Source organism: Sphingomonas sp. (genome assembly GCF_026460985.1).
Classification (GTDB): domain Bacteria; phylum Pseudomonadota; class Alphaproteobacteria; order Sphingomonadales; family Sphingomonadaceae; genus Sphingomonas.
In genome coordinates this window covers 1-13,550 of record NZ_JAPKNM010000097.1, presented here as the reverse complement: position 1 = coordinate 13,550, position 13,550 = coordinate 1, and the positions used below count along the sequence as shown (strand labels likewise).

Here is a 13,550-nt window from a genome sequence, read left to right as displayed (position 1 = left end):
TTCAGTGGCGAACATCAAGCCCCCCCCCTTCAGGGGTGGGGTTGGGGTGGGGCAGTGCCCCAAGCGAAGGCTCTGTGAGACGGACAGGCCCCACCCCCGACCCCTCCCCTGAAGGGGAGGGGCTTGATGTTCGCAACTGAAGGCCAAATGCTCCACTATCCCTGCCGCGTGATCCTGAGCGCCCAGCGGTCATAGCCCAGCGCCTCGACGCGCTTGAGCAAAGCCTCCGCCACCGCCGGCGCGGGCTTCGGCTCGCGGTGGAGCAGCCAGAGATAGCGTCCGCTCGGCTCGCCGACGATCGACCATTCATAGTCGTCGCCATGGTCGAGCACCCAATAGTCGCCGGTATAGAGCGGCCCGAAGAACGAGACCTTGAGCTTGGCGTTGGTCGCTTCGTCGGCGACGATCGCGTGCCCCTCGACGAAGCCGCGCTCTCCCTTGGGTCCGCCCTGGCAGCCGCTGTTGACGATGCGGATCCGGCCGTCCTCCAGCGCATATTCCGCCGTCACCGCGTCGAGCCCCTTCTGGAAGCGGTTCTCGTGCCGCGCGAGCTCGAACCATTTGCCGAGATAGCGCGCGAGATCGACCGGCTTGGCGGGTTCGGGCACGTGCGGGTTGATCACCGGCGGCCGCGTCGCCCGCGAATAGAGGAAGAGCCCGCCGATGGCGGCGGCGGCGACGCCGGTGGCGATCTTGATCGCGGTCGATTGCTTCATATCGGCATTGTGCGATGTGGGAAGGGGAAATGAAAGTAATCAATCCTCCCCCGCCAGGGGGAGGTGGCGCCGAAGGCGACGGAGGGGGCGGACGCCAGTCAGCCCGAGGCTCCATCCCGCCGCCCAATCGCTATCGCCACGATCTGCCGGACCACACCATCTACATTCGCCAGCACTTCGCGCGCCGGATAGCGCAGCATCCGCACGCCTTGCGTTGCGAGCCAAGCGTCACGGGCAGCGTCCCGGGCCGGCCGATCGCCGCAAGCATGTGCCTCACCGTCCACCTCCACTGCCAACATCGCCGGCGCGCAGTAGAAGTCGAGCACATAGCTGCCGGCCCCATGCTGCTTGCGAAAGCGCAATCCCACGTCGTTGCGTCGGAGCGCGAGCCACAGTCCGATCTCGGGCGGGGTCATTTCCTTGCGCAGGCGCTTGGCGCGGCGCCGACTGGGTTCCGAGCCTTCCAAGCGCATTGCCGTCCTCCCCCTCCGTCAGGCTTCGCCTGCCACCTCCCCCTGGCGGGGGAGGATTTTTGGCTCACCGCCCCAGCAGGTGATCCACGAACGCCCCGAGCGACTTGAACCCCGCCAGCGTCAGCCCGCCTGCCTCGGCCTGCGCCGCCGGGGCGAGCGCGCGGCCGAAGCCGAGCTTGGCCGCCTCGCGGCAGCGGAGCGCGCCGTGCGCCACTGGCCGCACCTCGCCCGACAGCGCGACCTCGCCGAACGCCACCGCATCCGCGGGCATCGGCCGTTCGGCGAGCGCCGAGACCAGGGCCGCCGCCACCGCAAGATCCGCGGCCGGGTCCTGCACCCGATAGCCACCCGAGATATTGAGATAGACCTCGCACGCCGAGAAGCTGAGCCCGCAGCGCGCCTCGAGCACCGCGAGGATCATCGCCAACCTGCCCGAATCCCAGCCGACCACCGCGCGCCGCGGCGTCGCTCCGCTCGCCAGCCGCACCGTGAGCGCCTGCACCTCGACGAGCACCGGGCGCGTACCCTCCAGCGCGGGGAAGACGATCGTCCCGCTGACATTCTCGTCACGATGGGTGAGGAACAGCGACGAGGGATTGCCGACTTCGCTCAGCCCCTCGCTCGCCATCGCGAACACGCCGATCTCGTCGGTCCCGCCGAAGCGGTTCTTGACCGCGCGGAGGATGCGATACTGGTGGCTGCGCTCACCCTCGAAGGCGAGCACGGTGTCGACCATATGCTCGAGCACGCGCGGGCCCGCGATGCTGCCGTCCTTGGTGACGTGCCCGACCAGCACCAGAGCCGTGCCGCGCTCCTTGGCGAAGCGGATCAGCTCGCCGGCGCTCGCGCGCACTTGGCTCACCGTGCCCGGCGCGCCCTCGATCAGGTCCGAATGCATCGTCTGGATCGAATCGATCACCAGCAGGGCCGGCGCGGCGCCTTCGCCCAAAGTGGTCAGGATGTCGCGCACCGAAGTCGCCGCCGCGAGCTGCACCGGCGCATTGCCCAGCCCCAGCCGCCGCGCGCGCAGCCGGACCTGGTCCGCCGCCTCCTCGCCCGAGACATAGGCGACGCTCAGCCCCCGGCTCGCGAGCTTCGCCGCGGCCTGGAGCAGCAGGGTCGACTTGCCGATCCCTGGATCGCCGCCGATCAGCGTCGCGCTCCCCTCGACGAAGCCGCCGCCCAGCGCGCGGTCGAGCTCGGCGATCCCGGTGGCCATCCGCTCGGGCAATGCGATATCGGTATCGAGCCCGACCAGCTGGATCGCACGCCCGCCCGACTGGAGATTGTGCTTCGCCTGGAAGGGCGTCACGACGCCGCCGGCATCCTCGACCAACGTGTTCCAGTCGCCGCAATCGGCGCATTGCCCCGCCCATTGCGAGGACACCGACCCGCAGGCCTGGCAGACATAACGCTTCTTCGGCTTCGCCATGCCGGCACGCTAGCGCAGGAACAGGACGGGAACAACCGCAATTCGGCGGATGCGTTCGGCGTGGCGGCGCGGATCGACAAGACGCTGCTGCCGCCCCGTGCCGGCCCCCCCAAACTTGCCCCCCTGCCCCGCCCCGGCTATCGCGCGCGGCAATGCAAGCGTCGGACCTCCGCGTCGCCCTGTTCAGCGGCAACTATAATTACGTGCGCGACGGCGCGAACCAGGCGCTCAACAAGCTCGCGGACTATCTGCTGCGCCAGGGCGTGACCCTCCGGGTCTATTCGCCGACCACCGACACCCCCGCCTTCCCGCCGGTCGGCGACCTGGTGAGCGTGCCCGCGCTGCCGATCCCGGGCGGGCGCGACGAGTACAAGTTCGCCTGGCATCTGCCGCGCGTTACCCGCGAGGACCTCGCCGCGTTCAAGCCCAACCTCGTCCATGTCTCGGCACCCGAAATACTCGGCCACCGCGCGGTGAGTTGGGCGCGCGATCGCGACATCGCGACCGTCGCCTCGCTGCACACCCGCTTCGAGACCTACCCGGCCTATTACGGCATCGGCTTCCTCGCGCCGCTGATGATCAAGGGGCTCACGCGCTTCTACAACCGCGTCGACCAGGTAGTGACGCCGGGCGAGTCCATGGCTGAGCTGATCCGCTCCTGGGGCGTGACCAAGCCGGTCCGCATCTGGTCGCGCGGCGTCGACCATGCGCGATTTTCCCCCAGCCGCCGCGACCTGGAATGGCGCCGCGGCCTCGGCATCGCCGACGACGAGTTCGCGATCGGCTTTCTCGGCCGGCTGGTGCTCGAGAAGGGCCTCGACATCTTCGCCGATGTCTGCCGCGTGCTGCGCGAGCGCGGCGTGCCGCACCGCGTGCTCGTGGTCGGCGACGGACCGGCGCGCGACTGGTTCGCCGAGCGCGCGCCCGAGGCGGTGTTCGCGGGCTTCCAGCGCGGCGACGATCTCGGCCGCGCGGTCGCGTCGATGGACGTGCTGTTCAACCCCTCGGTCACCGAGACCTTCGGCAACGTGACGCTCGAGGCGATGGCCTGCGGCGTCCCCGTGGTCGCCGCGCGGGCGACGGGGGCGGTCGACCTGATCGAGGACGGCGTCAACGGCTTCCTCGTCCCGCCGCGCGACGTGAACGCCTATGCCAACGCGATCGCGCGCCTCGTCGACGATCCCCGGCTCCACAAGGCGCAGGGGGCCGCGGGTCACGCGAAGGCGCAGACGTACCAATGGGATGCGATCAACCAGAAGGTGGTCGACACCTATCTCGAAGTGATGGAACGCCGGCGGGCCTAGATCGAATCGACATTCAAATCCTCCCCCGCCAGGGGGAGGTGGCGCCGAAGGTGTCAGAGGGGGAGGTAAGCAGCGTACTCTCCAATGGAGCCCAGTGATTCCGCCCCCTCCGTCACGCTGTGCGTGCCACCTCCCCCTGGCGGGGGAGGATTGAAAGGCCTTGAGCGCCTCAATGTCGAATAACCCAAGGCGGCTTCGCCTCAGAGCGAGGCGAGATGGCTCACGATCGAGGGATGGAGCCGCGTGCCGAACTGGACGCCCACCGCGCCTTCCCTGACCCAGCATATGCGCCCCGAAATCGGCGCGAGGTGGGCCAGCGCGATGAGGACATCGTCGCCCACGGCATAGTCGGTGGTGTGGATCCTGCACCCGTCGGTGGAGATGTCGACGACCTCGGCACGGATGCGCAGGCTGCTTCCGCGCGCTCGGACGCTCGCCTGGATATCGGCGGGCGTGCGATCGCCCGATCGACGATCGGCGTGGGACGCGAGCGACAACCCCCGCGCGCCTGGCACCAATTCCACTACCGCCTGGAACATGCTGCTCACCTCTGCGGCACCAGGCTAGGCAACATAGGTTAAGAAAGTTCGATCAGGTCCGCACGAACAGGTTGCGGAGCCAGAGCGGTCCGTTGCGCGCCGCGGCGCGCCAGTCGGCGTCCTCCTCGAGCCCGTCGGCCTGATAGCCGCGGGGATCGAACAGCTTGACCTTCGCCCCCTTGAACGCGGCCAGGTTGCGCGTGACCAGGGTGAGGCCATGTTCGAGCGCGGTGGCGGCGAACAGGGCGTCGCGCGTCTCGGCCATCGCAAGCTGGCCACGCCGGCGCGCCACCGCGGCGTCGAGCGGCAGGATGTGCCCCTCGAACGCCGGCAGCACCTGGTTGTCGATCCAGCTCCGCAGCGCCGTGCCTGCCGCCTTGTCGCTGCGCGCCGTGCGCGCCGCCGCCGCTTCGAGCTCGACCAGGCTGACCGCCGAGAGGAACAGCCGCTCGCGCGCCACCCCCGCGGCCCAGGCGGCGAGCCCGGCCTCGGCATGGCCGCCGCGCGCGCTCCGCAGCTCGAAGACGATGGGGGTGTCGAGCAGGTACATCACCAGCTTTCGGGCCGGTCCCAGCGCTCGGCCGGGCCGAGCTCGGCATCGGGCGCGGCGGGCATCGCGAGCAGGTCGACTATGCTCTCGCGCTGCCCGCTCATCTGGCGGAAGGTCTGGATGCTCATCAGCACGTGCGTGGGGCGCCCGCGATCGGTGACGAACACGGGTTCGAGCCGCGCGAGTCGCTTCGCGGCGCTCACGTCCTGGTTGAATTCGCGGCTGCCGATCACCTTCATTTGGTACCTACGTCGCTATCTTGTCCGCGTTGTCAGGTAGGTACGTTACTACCCTGTGCGCCCCGTGCAACAGAAACGTCATCCCGGCCGGAAAAATGCTGGGGCCTGCATCGATTGCAGTTGCGCGACCCCCGCCCGCCGCGCTCCCTAGGACCTCGCGAGAGGCACGCAAGCTGCCGCGCGGAGGGATTTTCGGGGGAGGTTTATGCTTGATCTGTTAGACAATGCCTGGTTCGCACTGACCGACGTGCTCAATCCGCACGGTCCGGCCGTGAACGCCGTGAAGAGCTACTCGCCGGCGGACTTCAGCGTCCATTTCTTCCTCCAGCTCGCGGTGATCATCCTCGCCTGCCGCGTCGTCGGCTGGCTGGGACAGAAGTTCCTCAAGCAGCCGCAAGTGGTCGGCGAGATGATCGCGGGCGTGGTGCTCGGGCCGTCGCTGCTGGGCCTCTTCTTCCCCGATCTCCAGAACGCGATCTTCCCCAAGGAGACGCGCAACGTGCTCTATGTCGGCGCGCAGCTCGGCGTGGGGCTCTACATGTTCATGGTCGGCCTCACGCTCAGGCTCGACCATTTCCAGTCCAAGGCGAAGAGCGCCGCGACCGTCTCGGCCGCCGGCATCGCCGCGCCGTTCCTGCTCGCCACGCTCATCACGCCCCTGCTGCTCGGCGTGCCGGGGCTTTTCGCGCCGGGGATCAGCCAGGGCAACGCCACACTGTTCATGGGCGCCTGCATCGCGCTGACCGCGTTCCCGATGCTCGCGCGCATCATCAACGAGCGCGGCCTCGCCAATTCGTCGCTCGGCACGCTGACGCTCACCGCCGGCGCGTTCGACGACGCCGCCTCGTGGTGCGTGCTGGCGCTGGTGCTCGCCACCTTCGGCTCGGGCCCGGGCGTCGCGGTGATCGCGATCGTGGGCGCGGTTCTCTACACCGGCTTCATGATCCTGTTCGGGCGCAAGCTGCTCGCGCCGCTCGGCCGCGCGGTCGAGGCGCGCGGCGAGATGAGCACCCAGGTGCTCGCGATCACGATGCTGCTCTTCTGTCTCTCGGCCTTCCTGATGGACGCGATCGGCATCCATGCGATCTTCGGCGGCTTCCTGATCGGCGTGTGCATGCCGCGCGGGCTGTTCGTCGAGGAACTCAAGCGCAAGGTCGAGCCGCTCGCGGTGGTGCTGCTGCTGCCGATGTTCTTCACCTATTCGGGGCTCAACACCCGGATGGACATGGTCAACTCGGTGTCGCTGCTGCTGATCGCCGCCGGCATCCTCGCGGTCTCGGTGCTCGCCAAGTTCGGCGCCTGCTGGGCCGCCGCCCGCCTCTCGGGCGAGGACAACCGCACCGCGCTCGGCATCGGCGCGCTGATGAACTCGCGCGGGCTGATGGAGCTTATCATCATCAACATCGGCCTTCAGAAGGGCATCATCGGCCCGACCCTGTTCTCGATGCTGGTGCTGATGGCGATCATCACCACCGTGATGGCGACCCCGCTGTTCGAGGTCGTCTATGGCAAGAAGGCCCGCGAGACCGGCGAGCTCGACGCGATCGACCACAAGCTCGCCACCGCCTGAGTTCCTCCTGACGCCCGCCCCGTGCGCATCGCGGGGCGGGCTCTTTTTGACCGACATCACATTCCATGCCCGTCCCCCTTGATAGGGGAGGGTTGGTTGGGACGATCTCTCCACCGCTAGCATTGTTAGGAGAGGTCATCTTCCCCTCCCATCAAGGAAGATGGGGTTGGCACCTGGTCTCTCGGGGAGAAGATCATGAAACAGATATTTGCCGGTGCCACGGGGCTGCTGGCCTGCGGCGCGGCGCATGCCCAGGAAGTCAAACTCACGCCGAGCGCCGAGGTGCGGCTGCGCTACGAACATGTCGACCAGGACGGACTGGCCCGCGAGGCCGACGCCGTCACCTTGCGGGTACGGCCAGGAGTGACGGCGAGCTGGAAAGGCTGGTCGGCGCTGATCGAGGGCGAAGGCGTGGTGGCGCTCGCCGGCGACTATAATGACGGCACCAACGGCAAGACCGCCTGGCCGCTGGTGGTCGATCCCGAGAATATCGAGCTCAACCGCGCGCAGCTTCGCTATGCCGGTGCAGACGGGCTGGCCTTCACCGCCGGACGCCAGCGGATCGCGCTCGCCGACGAGCGCTTCGTCGGGCCCGCGGCATGGCGGCAGAACGAGCAGACCTTCGACGCGGTGCGCTTCCAGCTCGGCACGCCCAAGGGATTGAGCGCCGACCTCAGCTACGCCCGCGGCGTGCGCACGATAAACGGCCGCAACGGCACCGGCGCGCGACCGACCGCGATCGGCGGCGACAATGTCTTCGCGCTGGTGAGCTACGGGACCAAGCTCGGCACCGTGAGCGGCTTCGCCTATCTGGTCGACCAGGACAGCGCCGCGGTGCAGGGCTTCCGCCTGTCGAGCCAGACCTATGGCGTGCGTTTCGCCGGAGCCACGCCGATCGGCAAGGACGTCAAGCTCGGCTATGTCGCAAGCTTCGCGCGGCAGAGCGACTGGCACCGCAATCCCAACGACTATGCCGCCACTTACTGGCTGGGCGAAGCGAGCCTGACCGCCAAGGGGCTGACCGCGACGATCGGCCATGAAGTGCTCGGGGCGGATCAGGGGGTCGCGCTCGCCAGCGTCCAGACGCCCCTCGCCTCCTATTTCAAGTTCAACGGCTGGGCGGGCAAGTTCGGTACCACGCCGGCCAACGGCCTGCGCGATCTCTACGGCACGCTCGGCCATGGCTGGAAGAAGGCGGGCCCGTTCGACGCGATCAATCTCGGCGCGACCTGGCACCGCTTCGACAGCGACCGGCTCGACCAGCATTATGGCGACGAGCTCGATCTGCTCGCGAGCGTGAAACGCGGCCGCTACACGCTGGCGGCGCGCTATGCCCGTTACAAGGCCGATGCCTTCGCGACCGATACCGACAAGTTCTGGCTGCAGCTGGATTGGAGTCTGTAAGGCCATCTCTCCCTCTCCCCTTGTGGGAGAGGGAGGGAGCCGACGAAGTCGGCGGAAGGGTGAGGGGGAGTGAGACTCACATCCCCCTCATCCTTCCCACTCGCTTCGCGAGCGGGCCCCTTCCTTCTCCCACAAGGGGAGAAGGAGAACGGTACCTATCACCTCCGCCACCTACCCCCCAGCTACGCACCCGCATTGATCTCCCGGATCAGCGCCCGGTGCGTCGGCAGATCCGCGGTCGCGCGTTCGCTGAAGGTGCGGATGCGCGCGAACAATTTCTCCGCCGCCTCGACATTGGGGAAGTCGCCGCGCCCCGAGGAGAGGTCGGTGCGGAATTCCATCCCGTAGAGGATGTACTGGTAGTTGAAGAAAGCGAAGCTCTCGAGATCGAGGATGAAGTCGAAGCGGCTCGGCGGGCGGTAGCGCCATTGGTCTAACAGCGCGCGTAGCGCCTCGGGGATCGAGGCGGGGTCCGCATTGTCGCGCCAGAAGGGCTCCTCGCGCCGGCTCAGGCAATAATGCAGCTTGAGGAAGCTGATGATGTTCTCGTAGCGTGCCGCGATAAGCTGGTTGAAGCGCTTCGCCGGCGCGTCGGCCGGGCCGTTATGCGGGTAGAGCTCGGCGATCATCCCGACCGCGGCCTCGATCAGCACCACGCCGGTCGATTCCAGCGGCTCGAGGAACCCGCCCGACAGGCCGACCGCGACGCAGTTCTTCACCCATTGCGCCTCCCGATAGCCGGGTTCGAACGGGATGATCCGCGCTTGGTAATCGTCATGGCCGACATAGGCGCGCAGGATCTCCGCGGCGCGATCGTCGTCCATATGCGCGCTCGAATAGACGCAGCCGATCCCCCGCGCGCCTTCGAGGCCGATGTCCCAGGTCCAGCCGGCCTCGTGCGCGGTGGCGATGGTGAAACTCGCGATCGGCGCGTCGGGGCGATCGTAGGGGATCTTGCAGGCGAGCGCGCGGTCGGTGAACAATTGGTGCTTGACCGATTTGAACGGCGATCCGAGCGCCTTGCCGATCAGCTCGGCGCGGAAGCCCGAGCAGTCGATATAGAGGTCGGCCTCGAGCGCGCCATGCTCGGCGGTATGGATGCGGGCGATGCCGCCGTCCGCGTCGAGTTCGGCATCGGTGAGCCGGCCGCGCAAGTGCCGGACGCCGAGTTCGACTGCGCGCGCCTCGATCACCTGGGCGAGCCGCGCCGCGTCGAAATGATAGGCATAGTTGAGCGGCCCGGCATAGTCGCCCTCGCCCGGCCTCTTGGGCGCGCGCTGCGCCTCGGCGACGCGGTTCTGGATGGTGACCGCTTCGGCGAAGGGCGGCCGGGTCGCCGGGTCCTGGAGCAGCCAATAGGGCACCAGGCTGGCGCCTTCGGTGTAGAAGGGCGCCTCGAACGGGTGGAGATAATGGTGCCGCGCGCCGCCGGGTTCGGGGGCGTGCAGCCAGTCGTTGAAGCGGATGCCCTGCTTGAACGTCGCCGAGGCCGCGCGGATGAAGTGCGTCTCGTCGATGCCGAGGAACTTCAGCGTCGAGCGGATCGTGGGGAAGGCCCCCTCGCCGACGCCGATGATGCCGATCTCGGGCGATTCGAGCAAAGTGATCGCGATCCGCCCCTCGAAGAAGCGCGCGAGATAGGCAGCGGTGAGCCACCCCGCCGTGCCTCCCCCGACAACAAGAATCCCCCGCTTTTCCGGCATTGCTGCTTGCTAGCGCAGTCGAGCAGCGGCGTGAACCGGAGAACTCGCGCGTATCGACATTCAGACACGCGACGCCTTTCAATCCTCCCCCGCCAGGGGGAGGATTCACAGCAGTTACTGCCAGTCGAACGCCAGCGGCGCCTCGCGGAAGGCGAAGCGGTCGAGGTGGCGGGCCACCGCCCCCTTCAGCCCTTCGAGCTGCTCGTCGGACGAGGCGTCGATGCGGATGTCGAGGCCGGTTTCGGCAACGTTGAAGGTCACCACCGCGTCGCCCGGATGGTTCGCGCCGCGCGCGTCCCTGGGGAAGATCACGGTGCCGTTCTCGGGCGTGAACTCGACCTGCAGATTGTGCTGCCAATGCTTGCACAATTGCTGGAGATATTTGCTCGCGCTCGAAGTCGGCACCAGTGCCGATGCGGTCGCAGTGGTGATCGTCATACCTCTTCCTTCCTGTGCAGTCGCGGCACTTTCAGAGCCGCTCGATCTTCCGCGCGGCCTCGTCGAGGATGGCGGCGACTTCGTGCAGCGTCTCGGAATCAACTTCCGAACCGGCCAGTCGCTCCTGCAACACGGCGCGCAAATTGCCCATCGCACGGCGAATCGGGCCGCCGCTGTGGCGGGCGCGCTCTTCGCCCAGCTCGGCGAGCCGCTGGAACAGCGCCTCGACTTCCTCTGCCTTCTCCGCGAGCTCGGCCGCACCGGCCTCGGTGATGGCGAACGCCTTGCGCGCGCCCTCGGCCTTGGCCTCGACCAGGCCCATGTCGTCGAGCATGGTCAGAGTCGGGTAGATCACGCCGGGGCTGGGCGCATAGGCACCGCCCGAGCGTTCCTCGATCTCGCGGATCAGGTCGTAGCCGTGGCGCGGCTGCTCCTCGATCAGCTTCAGGAGGACGAGCCGCAGCTCGCTCCCGTCGAACATCCGCCGACCGCGACCGCCGCCGCGACCCCGGCCGCCGCCGACCCCGATGTCCCATTCGACCGTGAAGGGCCCCCAATGGCGACGGCCCCAGCCGCCGCGTCCGCCGCCGCATTCCTGGCCGCCATGCCGGCCAAAGTGATGAAAGCGCATCTCGTAAACTCCTGTGCGACTCATGATGCGTCTAAGATATATCTTAACGTGTCGTTCGCAAGCCCTGAAATTGACTTGTAGGGAATGTTCATGGATTGTTCCAAATCATCCAGGGATGGGTTTGGCGAAAGCATGCGCAATTTCATGGTCTTTGGCATGGAGCGTCCCGCGATGGTGTGCAGATGTCGCGCGTCTGGCGCACAGGTGTCGCGTCGGCGTCGCGTACCCGGCGCGTGGCTGGCGCGTACCCGTGGCGGAAAGGGCGCGCACGAAACGCATGGGAGGCGCGTGGGAGGCGCGCGCGTGTGGCGGAAGCGGCGCGTGCGGGTCGCGTCGCGGTCGCTTCCGCGTCGGGCTCTGAGGGGAGCGTTCGCCATGCACTGTGAATCGAGTCAAGCGGAGTCAACCGCACCCCATTTCGCCGGTGTAAAAGCGCACGGCGCCGGCCTATCTATCGCTGCGATGGCTGATCTTTTCGCGACCGAGGAACAACCCGCCCCCGCCGAAGCGCCCACGGCCGGCCCGCTCGCCGATCGCCTGCGCCCGCGCGCGCTCGATCAGGTCGTCGGCCAGGAGCATCTCACCGGCCCCGAGGGCGCAATCGGCCGCATGGTTACCGCGGGCAAGCTCAGTTCGATCATCCTCTGGGGGCCGCCGGGCACGGGCAAGACCACGATCGCCCGGCTGCTCGCCGACGCGGTGGGCCTGCGCTTCGTCGCGATCTCGGCGGTGTTCTCGGGCGTCGCCGATCTCAAGAAGGTCTTCGCCGAGGCGCGCGAATATGCCCGGCTCGGCCGCAAGACCCTGCTCTTCGTGGACGAGATCCACCGCTTCAATCGCGCCCAGCAGGACGGCTTCCTGCCCTATGTCGAGGACGGCACCGTCACCTTGGTCGGCGCCACCACCGAGAATCCGAGCTTCGAGCTCAACGCCGCGCTCCTCAGCCGTGCGCAGGTGCTCATCCTCCGCCGCCTCGACCATGAGGCGCTGTGCAAGTTGCTCGACCGTGCCGAGGAACTCGAGGAGCGCCCCCTCCCCCTCACGCCGGAGGCGCGCGACGCTTTGGTCGCCAGCGCCGATGGCGACGGACGCTTCCTGCTCAACCAGGCCGAGACGCTGTTCTCGGTCACCTTCGAGGCGCCGCTCGATCCGCCGGCGCTCGGCGACTTCCTCCAGCGCCGCGTCGCGGTCTACGACAAGGACCGCGAGGGGCATTACAACCTCATCTCGGCGCTGCATAAGTCGATCCGCGGCAGCGATCCGCAGGCCGCGCTCTATTATCTCGCGCGGATGCTCACCGCCGGCGAGGAGCCGCTCTACGTGCTCCGCCGCCTCACCCGCGCCGCGGTCGAGGATATCGGGCTCGCCGACCCCAATGCCCTCGTCCAGTGCATCGCCGCCAAGGACACGTACGACTTCCTCGGCTCGCCGGAAGGAGAACTCGCGATCGCGCAGGCCTGCCTCTATCTCGCCACCGCGCCCAAATCGAACGCGGCCTATGCGGCGCAGAAGGCGGCATGGCGCTCGGCGAAGGAGACGGGGTCGCTGATGCCCCCGGCCAACATCCTCAATGCCCCCACCAAGCTCATGAAGCAGATCGGCTACGGCAAGGGCTATACCTACGACCACGATGCCGAGGACGGTTTCTCGGGCGACAATTACTGGCCCGAGGAGATGGCGCCGCAGACCTTCTATACCCCCACCGACCGCGGCATGGAGAAGCGCATCGCCGAGCGCATCGCGTGGTGGAACGAAATGCGCGAGAAGCGGCGGGATGGGTGAGCCGCCTATCGGAGGTGAGAATGGATAGCTGGGAAGACGCCTGCGCTTATGCCTGCACCCTCCCCGATGTGGCGATGGAGAAATGGTGGGGCACGCCTTGCCCCAAGATCAACGGCAAGGGCTTCATGTCCCCCGGCCGCGAGGAAGGCAGCTTCGCGCTGATGGTCACGCATCCCGAGAAGGAGATATTGTTCGAGACCGACCCGGACACCTTCTGGCAGACCGCGCACTACGCCAATTACCCCATGCTCCTCGTCCGCTACGGCACCGCCAGCCGCGAGCGGATCGCGCTCTACATCCAGCGCGCCTGGTGGGACCGCGCGAAGAAGCCCCAGCGGATCGCGGCGGGGATGGCGGAGCGACCTTGAGCTTCTCCTGGGACGAGGCCGTCGCGCATGCGCTCACGCTCCCCGGCGTGACGATGGGCGTGGGCGCGAAGGGATCGGTCTCGCCGCAGGTCCGCGGCCAGCAGATCGTCTCCCAGGGTCGCGCGCCCGGCACCTATGTCCTGCGCGCCACCCGCGAGGAGATCGTGGTGCTCAAGGAAACCGATCCGGATACTTTCTGGCAGACTCCGCAATATGAGGGCTGGCCCACCGTGCTGGTCAACGCAGCGAGCGCCGATCCCGAGCGGATGAAGCTGCTGATCGAGCGCGCCTGGTGGGACCGCGCCTCGCAGAAGCAGCGCGCGGCGGCGGGAATGGAGGCGCGGCCGTGACTTTGGATTATCCTCCCCCGCCAGGGGGAGGTGGCAGGCGAAGCCTGACGG

The 13,550-nt window shown here is 67.8% G+C and carries 15 protein-coding genes; 6 read left to right on the top strand and 9 right to left on the bottom strand.

Annotated elements, in window-relative coordinates; genetic code table 11:
• Window positions 1-155: 155 nt before the first annotated feature.
• From MT490_RS16215 to radA, 3 genes are all read right to left on the bottom strand, one after another.
• Complete coding sequence (locus MT490_RS16215) at window positions 156-716, bottom strand: lipocalin family protein (protein WP_297390026.1); 561 nt, start codon at window positions 714-716, stop codon at window positions 156-158.
• Window positions 717-814: 98 nt separating this feature from the next.
• Window positions 815-1,189, bottom strand: coding sequence for an endonuclease domain-containing protein (locus tag MT490_RS16210; RefSeq protein WP_297390024.1), 375 nt, complete (start codon window positions 1,187-1,189; stop codon window positions 815-817).
• Between the two features lie 64 nt (window positions 1,190-1,253).
• A complete protein-coding gene (radA, locus tag MT490_RS16205) occupies window positions 1,254-2,621 on the bottom strand; it encodes a DNA repair protein RadA (protein ID WP_297390021.1) in 1,368 nt (455 codons plus the stop codon).
• Between the two features lie 152 nt (window positions 2,622-2,773).
• On the opposite strand from radA, the gene MT490_RS16200 reads away from it, so the two are divergent.
• Complete coding sequence (locus tag MT490_RS16200) at window positions 2,774-3,925, top strand: glycosyltransferase family 1 protein (RefSeq protein ID WP_297390018.1); 1,152 nt, start codon at window positions 2,774-2,776, stop codon at window positions 3,923-3,925.
• 200 nt (window positions 3,926-4,125) lie between these two features.
• Here MT490_RS16200 and MT490_RS16195 read toward each other — a convergent pair whose 3' ends face one another.
• Genes MT490_RS16195 through MT490_RS16185 form a run of 3 tightly spaced genes read right to left on the bottom strand, consistent with a single transcriptional unit; the run spans window position 4,126 to window position 5,253 of the window.
• Entirely contained in the window at window positions 4,126-4,464 is a 339-nt protein-coding gene (locus tag MT490_RS16195; protein WP_297390015.1) for a PilZ domain-containing protein, read from the bottom strand.
• A 52-nt stretch (window positions 4,465-4,516) separates the two neighbouring features.
• Entirely contained in the window at window positions 4,517-5,014 is a 498-nt protein-coding gene (locus MT490_RS16190) for a PIN domain-containing protein (protein ID WP_297390030.1), read from the bottom strand.
• On the bottom strand, window positions 5,014-5,253 hold the full coding sequence (locus tag MT490_RS16185; protein ID WP_297390012.1) for a type II toxin-antitoxin system Phd/YefM family antitoxin: 240 nt from the start codon (window positions 5,251-5,253) through the stop codon (window positions 5,014-5,016). The genes MT490_RS16190 and MT490_RS16185 overlap by 1 nt, the downstream gene beginning before the upstream one ends.
• 205 nt (window positions 5,254-5,458) lie before the next feature.
• On the opposite strand from MT490_RS16185, the gene MT490_RS16180 reads away from it, so the two are divergent.
• Together MT490_RS16180 and MT490_RS16175 are read left to right on the top strand one after the other, a co-directional pair.
• Window positions 5,459-6,823: a cation:proton antiporter gene (locus tag MT490_RS16180; protein ID WP_297390007.1), complete on the top strand. Its 1,365-nt coding sequence runs from the start codon at window positions 5,459-5,461 to the stop codon at window positions 6,821-6,823.
• A 195-nt stretch (window positions 6,824-7,018) separates the two neighbouring features.
• Window positions 7,019-8,227: an alginate export family protein gene (locus tag MT490_RS16175; RefSeq protein ID WP_297390004.1), complete on the top strand. Its 1,209-nt coding sequence runs from the start codon at window positions 7,019-7,021 to the stop codon at window positions 8,225-8,227.
• 182 nt (window positions 8,228-8,409) lie between these two features.
• Here the strand turns inward: MT490_RS16175 and MT490_RS16170 are convergent, their stop codons facing one another.
• From MT490_RS16170 to MT490_RS16160, 3 genes are all read right to left on the bottom strand, one after another.
• Window positions 8,410-9,930, bottom strand: a complete 1,521-nt coding sequence (locus tag MT490_RS16170; protein ID WP_297389999.1) for a tryptophan halogenase family protein — start codon at window positions 9,928-9,930, stop codon at window positions 8,410-8,412.
• Between the two features lie 114 nt (window positions 9,931-10,044).
• Entirely contained in the window at window positions 10,045-10,368 is a 324-nt protein-coding gene (locus tag MT490_RS16165; RefSeq protein ID WP_297389996.1) for a DUF2218 domain-containing protein, read from the bottom strand.
• A 31-nt stretch (window positions 10,369-10,399) separates the two neighbouring features.
• Window positions 10,400-10,999 carry a PadR family transcriptional regulator gene (locus tag MT490_RS16160; protein ID WP_297389994.1) on the bottom strand — a complete coding sequence of 200 codons (600 nt, stop codon included), beginning with the start codon at window positions 10,997-10,999 and terminating at the stop codon, window positions 10,400-10,402.
• Between the two features lie 462 nt (window positions 11,000-11,461).
• Here MT490_RS16160 and MT490_RS16155 point away from each other — a divergent pair, with 462 nt between their 5' ends.
• Genes MT490_RS16155 through MT490_RS16145 form a run of 3 tightly spaced genes read left to right on the top strand, consistent with a single transcriptional unit; the run spans window position 11,462 to window position 13,499 of the window.
• Complete coding sequence (locus tag MT490_RS16155; protein WP_297389991.1) at window positions 11,462-12,781, top strand: replication-associated recombination protein A; 1,320 nt, start codon at window positions 11,462-11,464, stop codon at window positions 12,779-12,781.
• Window positions 12,782-12,801: 20 nt separating this feature from the next.
• Complete coding sequence (locus MT490_RS16150) at window positions 12,802-13,149, top strand: hypothetical protein (protein ID WP_297389988.1); 348 nt, start codon at window positions 12,802-12,804, stop codon at window positions 13,147-13,149.
• Entirely contained in the window at window positions 13,146-13,499 is a 354-nt protein-coding gene (locus MT490_RS16145; RefSeq protein ID WP_297389985.1) for a hypothetical protein, read from the top strand. Before MT490_RS16150 ends, MT490_RS16145 begins: the two co-directional genes overlap by 4 nt.
• Window positions 13,500-13,550 lie beyond the last annotated feature (51 nt).

Coding starts and splice junctions, on each gene's coding strand:
- MT490_RS16180 (WP_297390007.1), top strand. CDS start 5,459: ATGCTTGATCTGTTAGACAATGCCTGGTTCGCACTGACCGACGTGCTC.
- MT490_RS16210 (WP_297390024.1), bottom strand. CDS start 1,189: ATGCGCTTGGAAGGCTCGGAACCCAGTCGGCGCCGCGCCAAGCGCCTG.
- MT490_RS16165 (WP_297389996.1), bottom strand. CDS start 10,368: ATGACGATCACCACTGCGACCGCATCGGCACTGGTGCCGACTTCGAGC.
- MT490_RS16190 (WP_297390030.1), bottom strand. CDS start 5,014: ATGTACCTGCTCGACACCCCCATCGTCTTCGAGCTGCGGAGCGCGCGC.
- MT490_RS16195 (WP_297390015.1), bottom strand. CDS start 4,464: ATGTTCCAGGCGGTAGTGGAATTGGTGCCAGGCGCGCGGGGGTTGTCG.
- MT490_RS16215 (WP_297390026.1), bottom strand. CDS start 716: ATGAAGCAATCGACCGCGATCAAGATCGCCACCGGCGTCGCCGCCGCC.
- MT490_RS16185 (WP_297390012.1), bottom strand. CDS start 5,253: ATGAAGGTGATCGGCAGCCGCGAATTCAACCAGGACGTGAGCGCCGCG.
- MT490_RS16170 (WP_297389999.1), bottom strand. CDS start 9,930: ATGCCGGAAAAGCGGGGGATTCTTGTTGTCGGGGGAGGCACGGCGGGG.
- MT490_RS16175 (WP_297390004.1), top strand. CDS start 7,019: ATGAAACAGATATTTGCCGGTGCCACGGGGCTGCTGGCCTGCGGCGCG.
- MT490_RS16150 (WP_297389988.1), top strand. CDS start 12,802: ATGGATAGCTGGGAAGACGCCTGCGCTTATGCCTGCACCCTCCCCGAT.
- radA (WP_297390021.1), bottom strand. CDS start 2,621: ATGGCGAAGCCGAAGAAGCGTTATGTCTGCCAGGCCTGCGGGTCGGTG.
- MT490_RS16200 (WP_297390018.1), top strand. CDS start 2,774: ATGCAAGCGTCGGACCTCCGCGTCGCCCTGTTCAGCGGCAACTATAAT.
- MT490_RS16155 (WP_297389991.1), top strand. CDS start 11,462: ATGGCTGATCTTTTCGCGACCGAGGAACAACCCGCCCCCGCCGAAGCG.
- MT490_RS16160 (WP_297389994.1), bottom strand. CDS start 10,999: ATGCGCTTTCATCACTTTGGCCGGCATGGCGGCCAGGAATGCGGCGGC.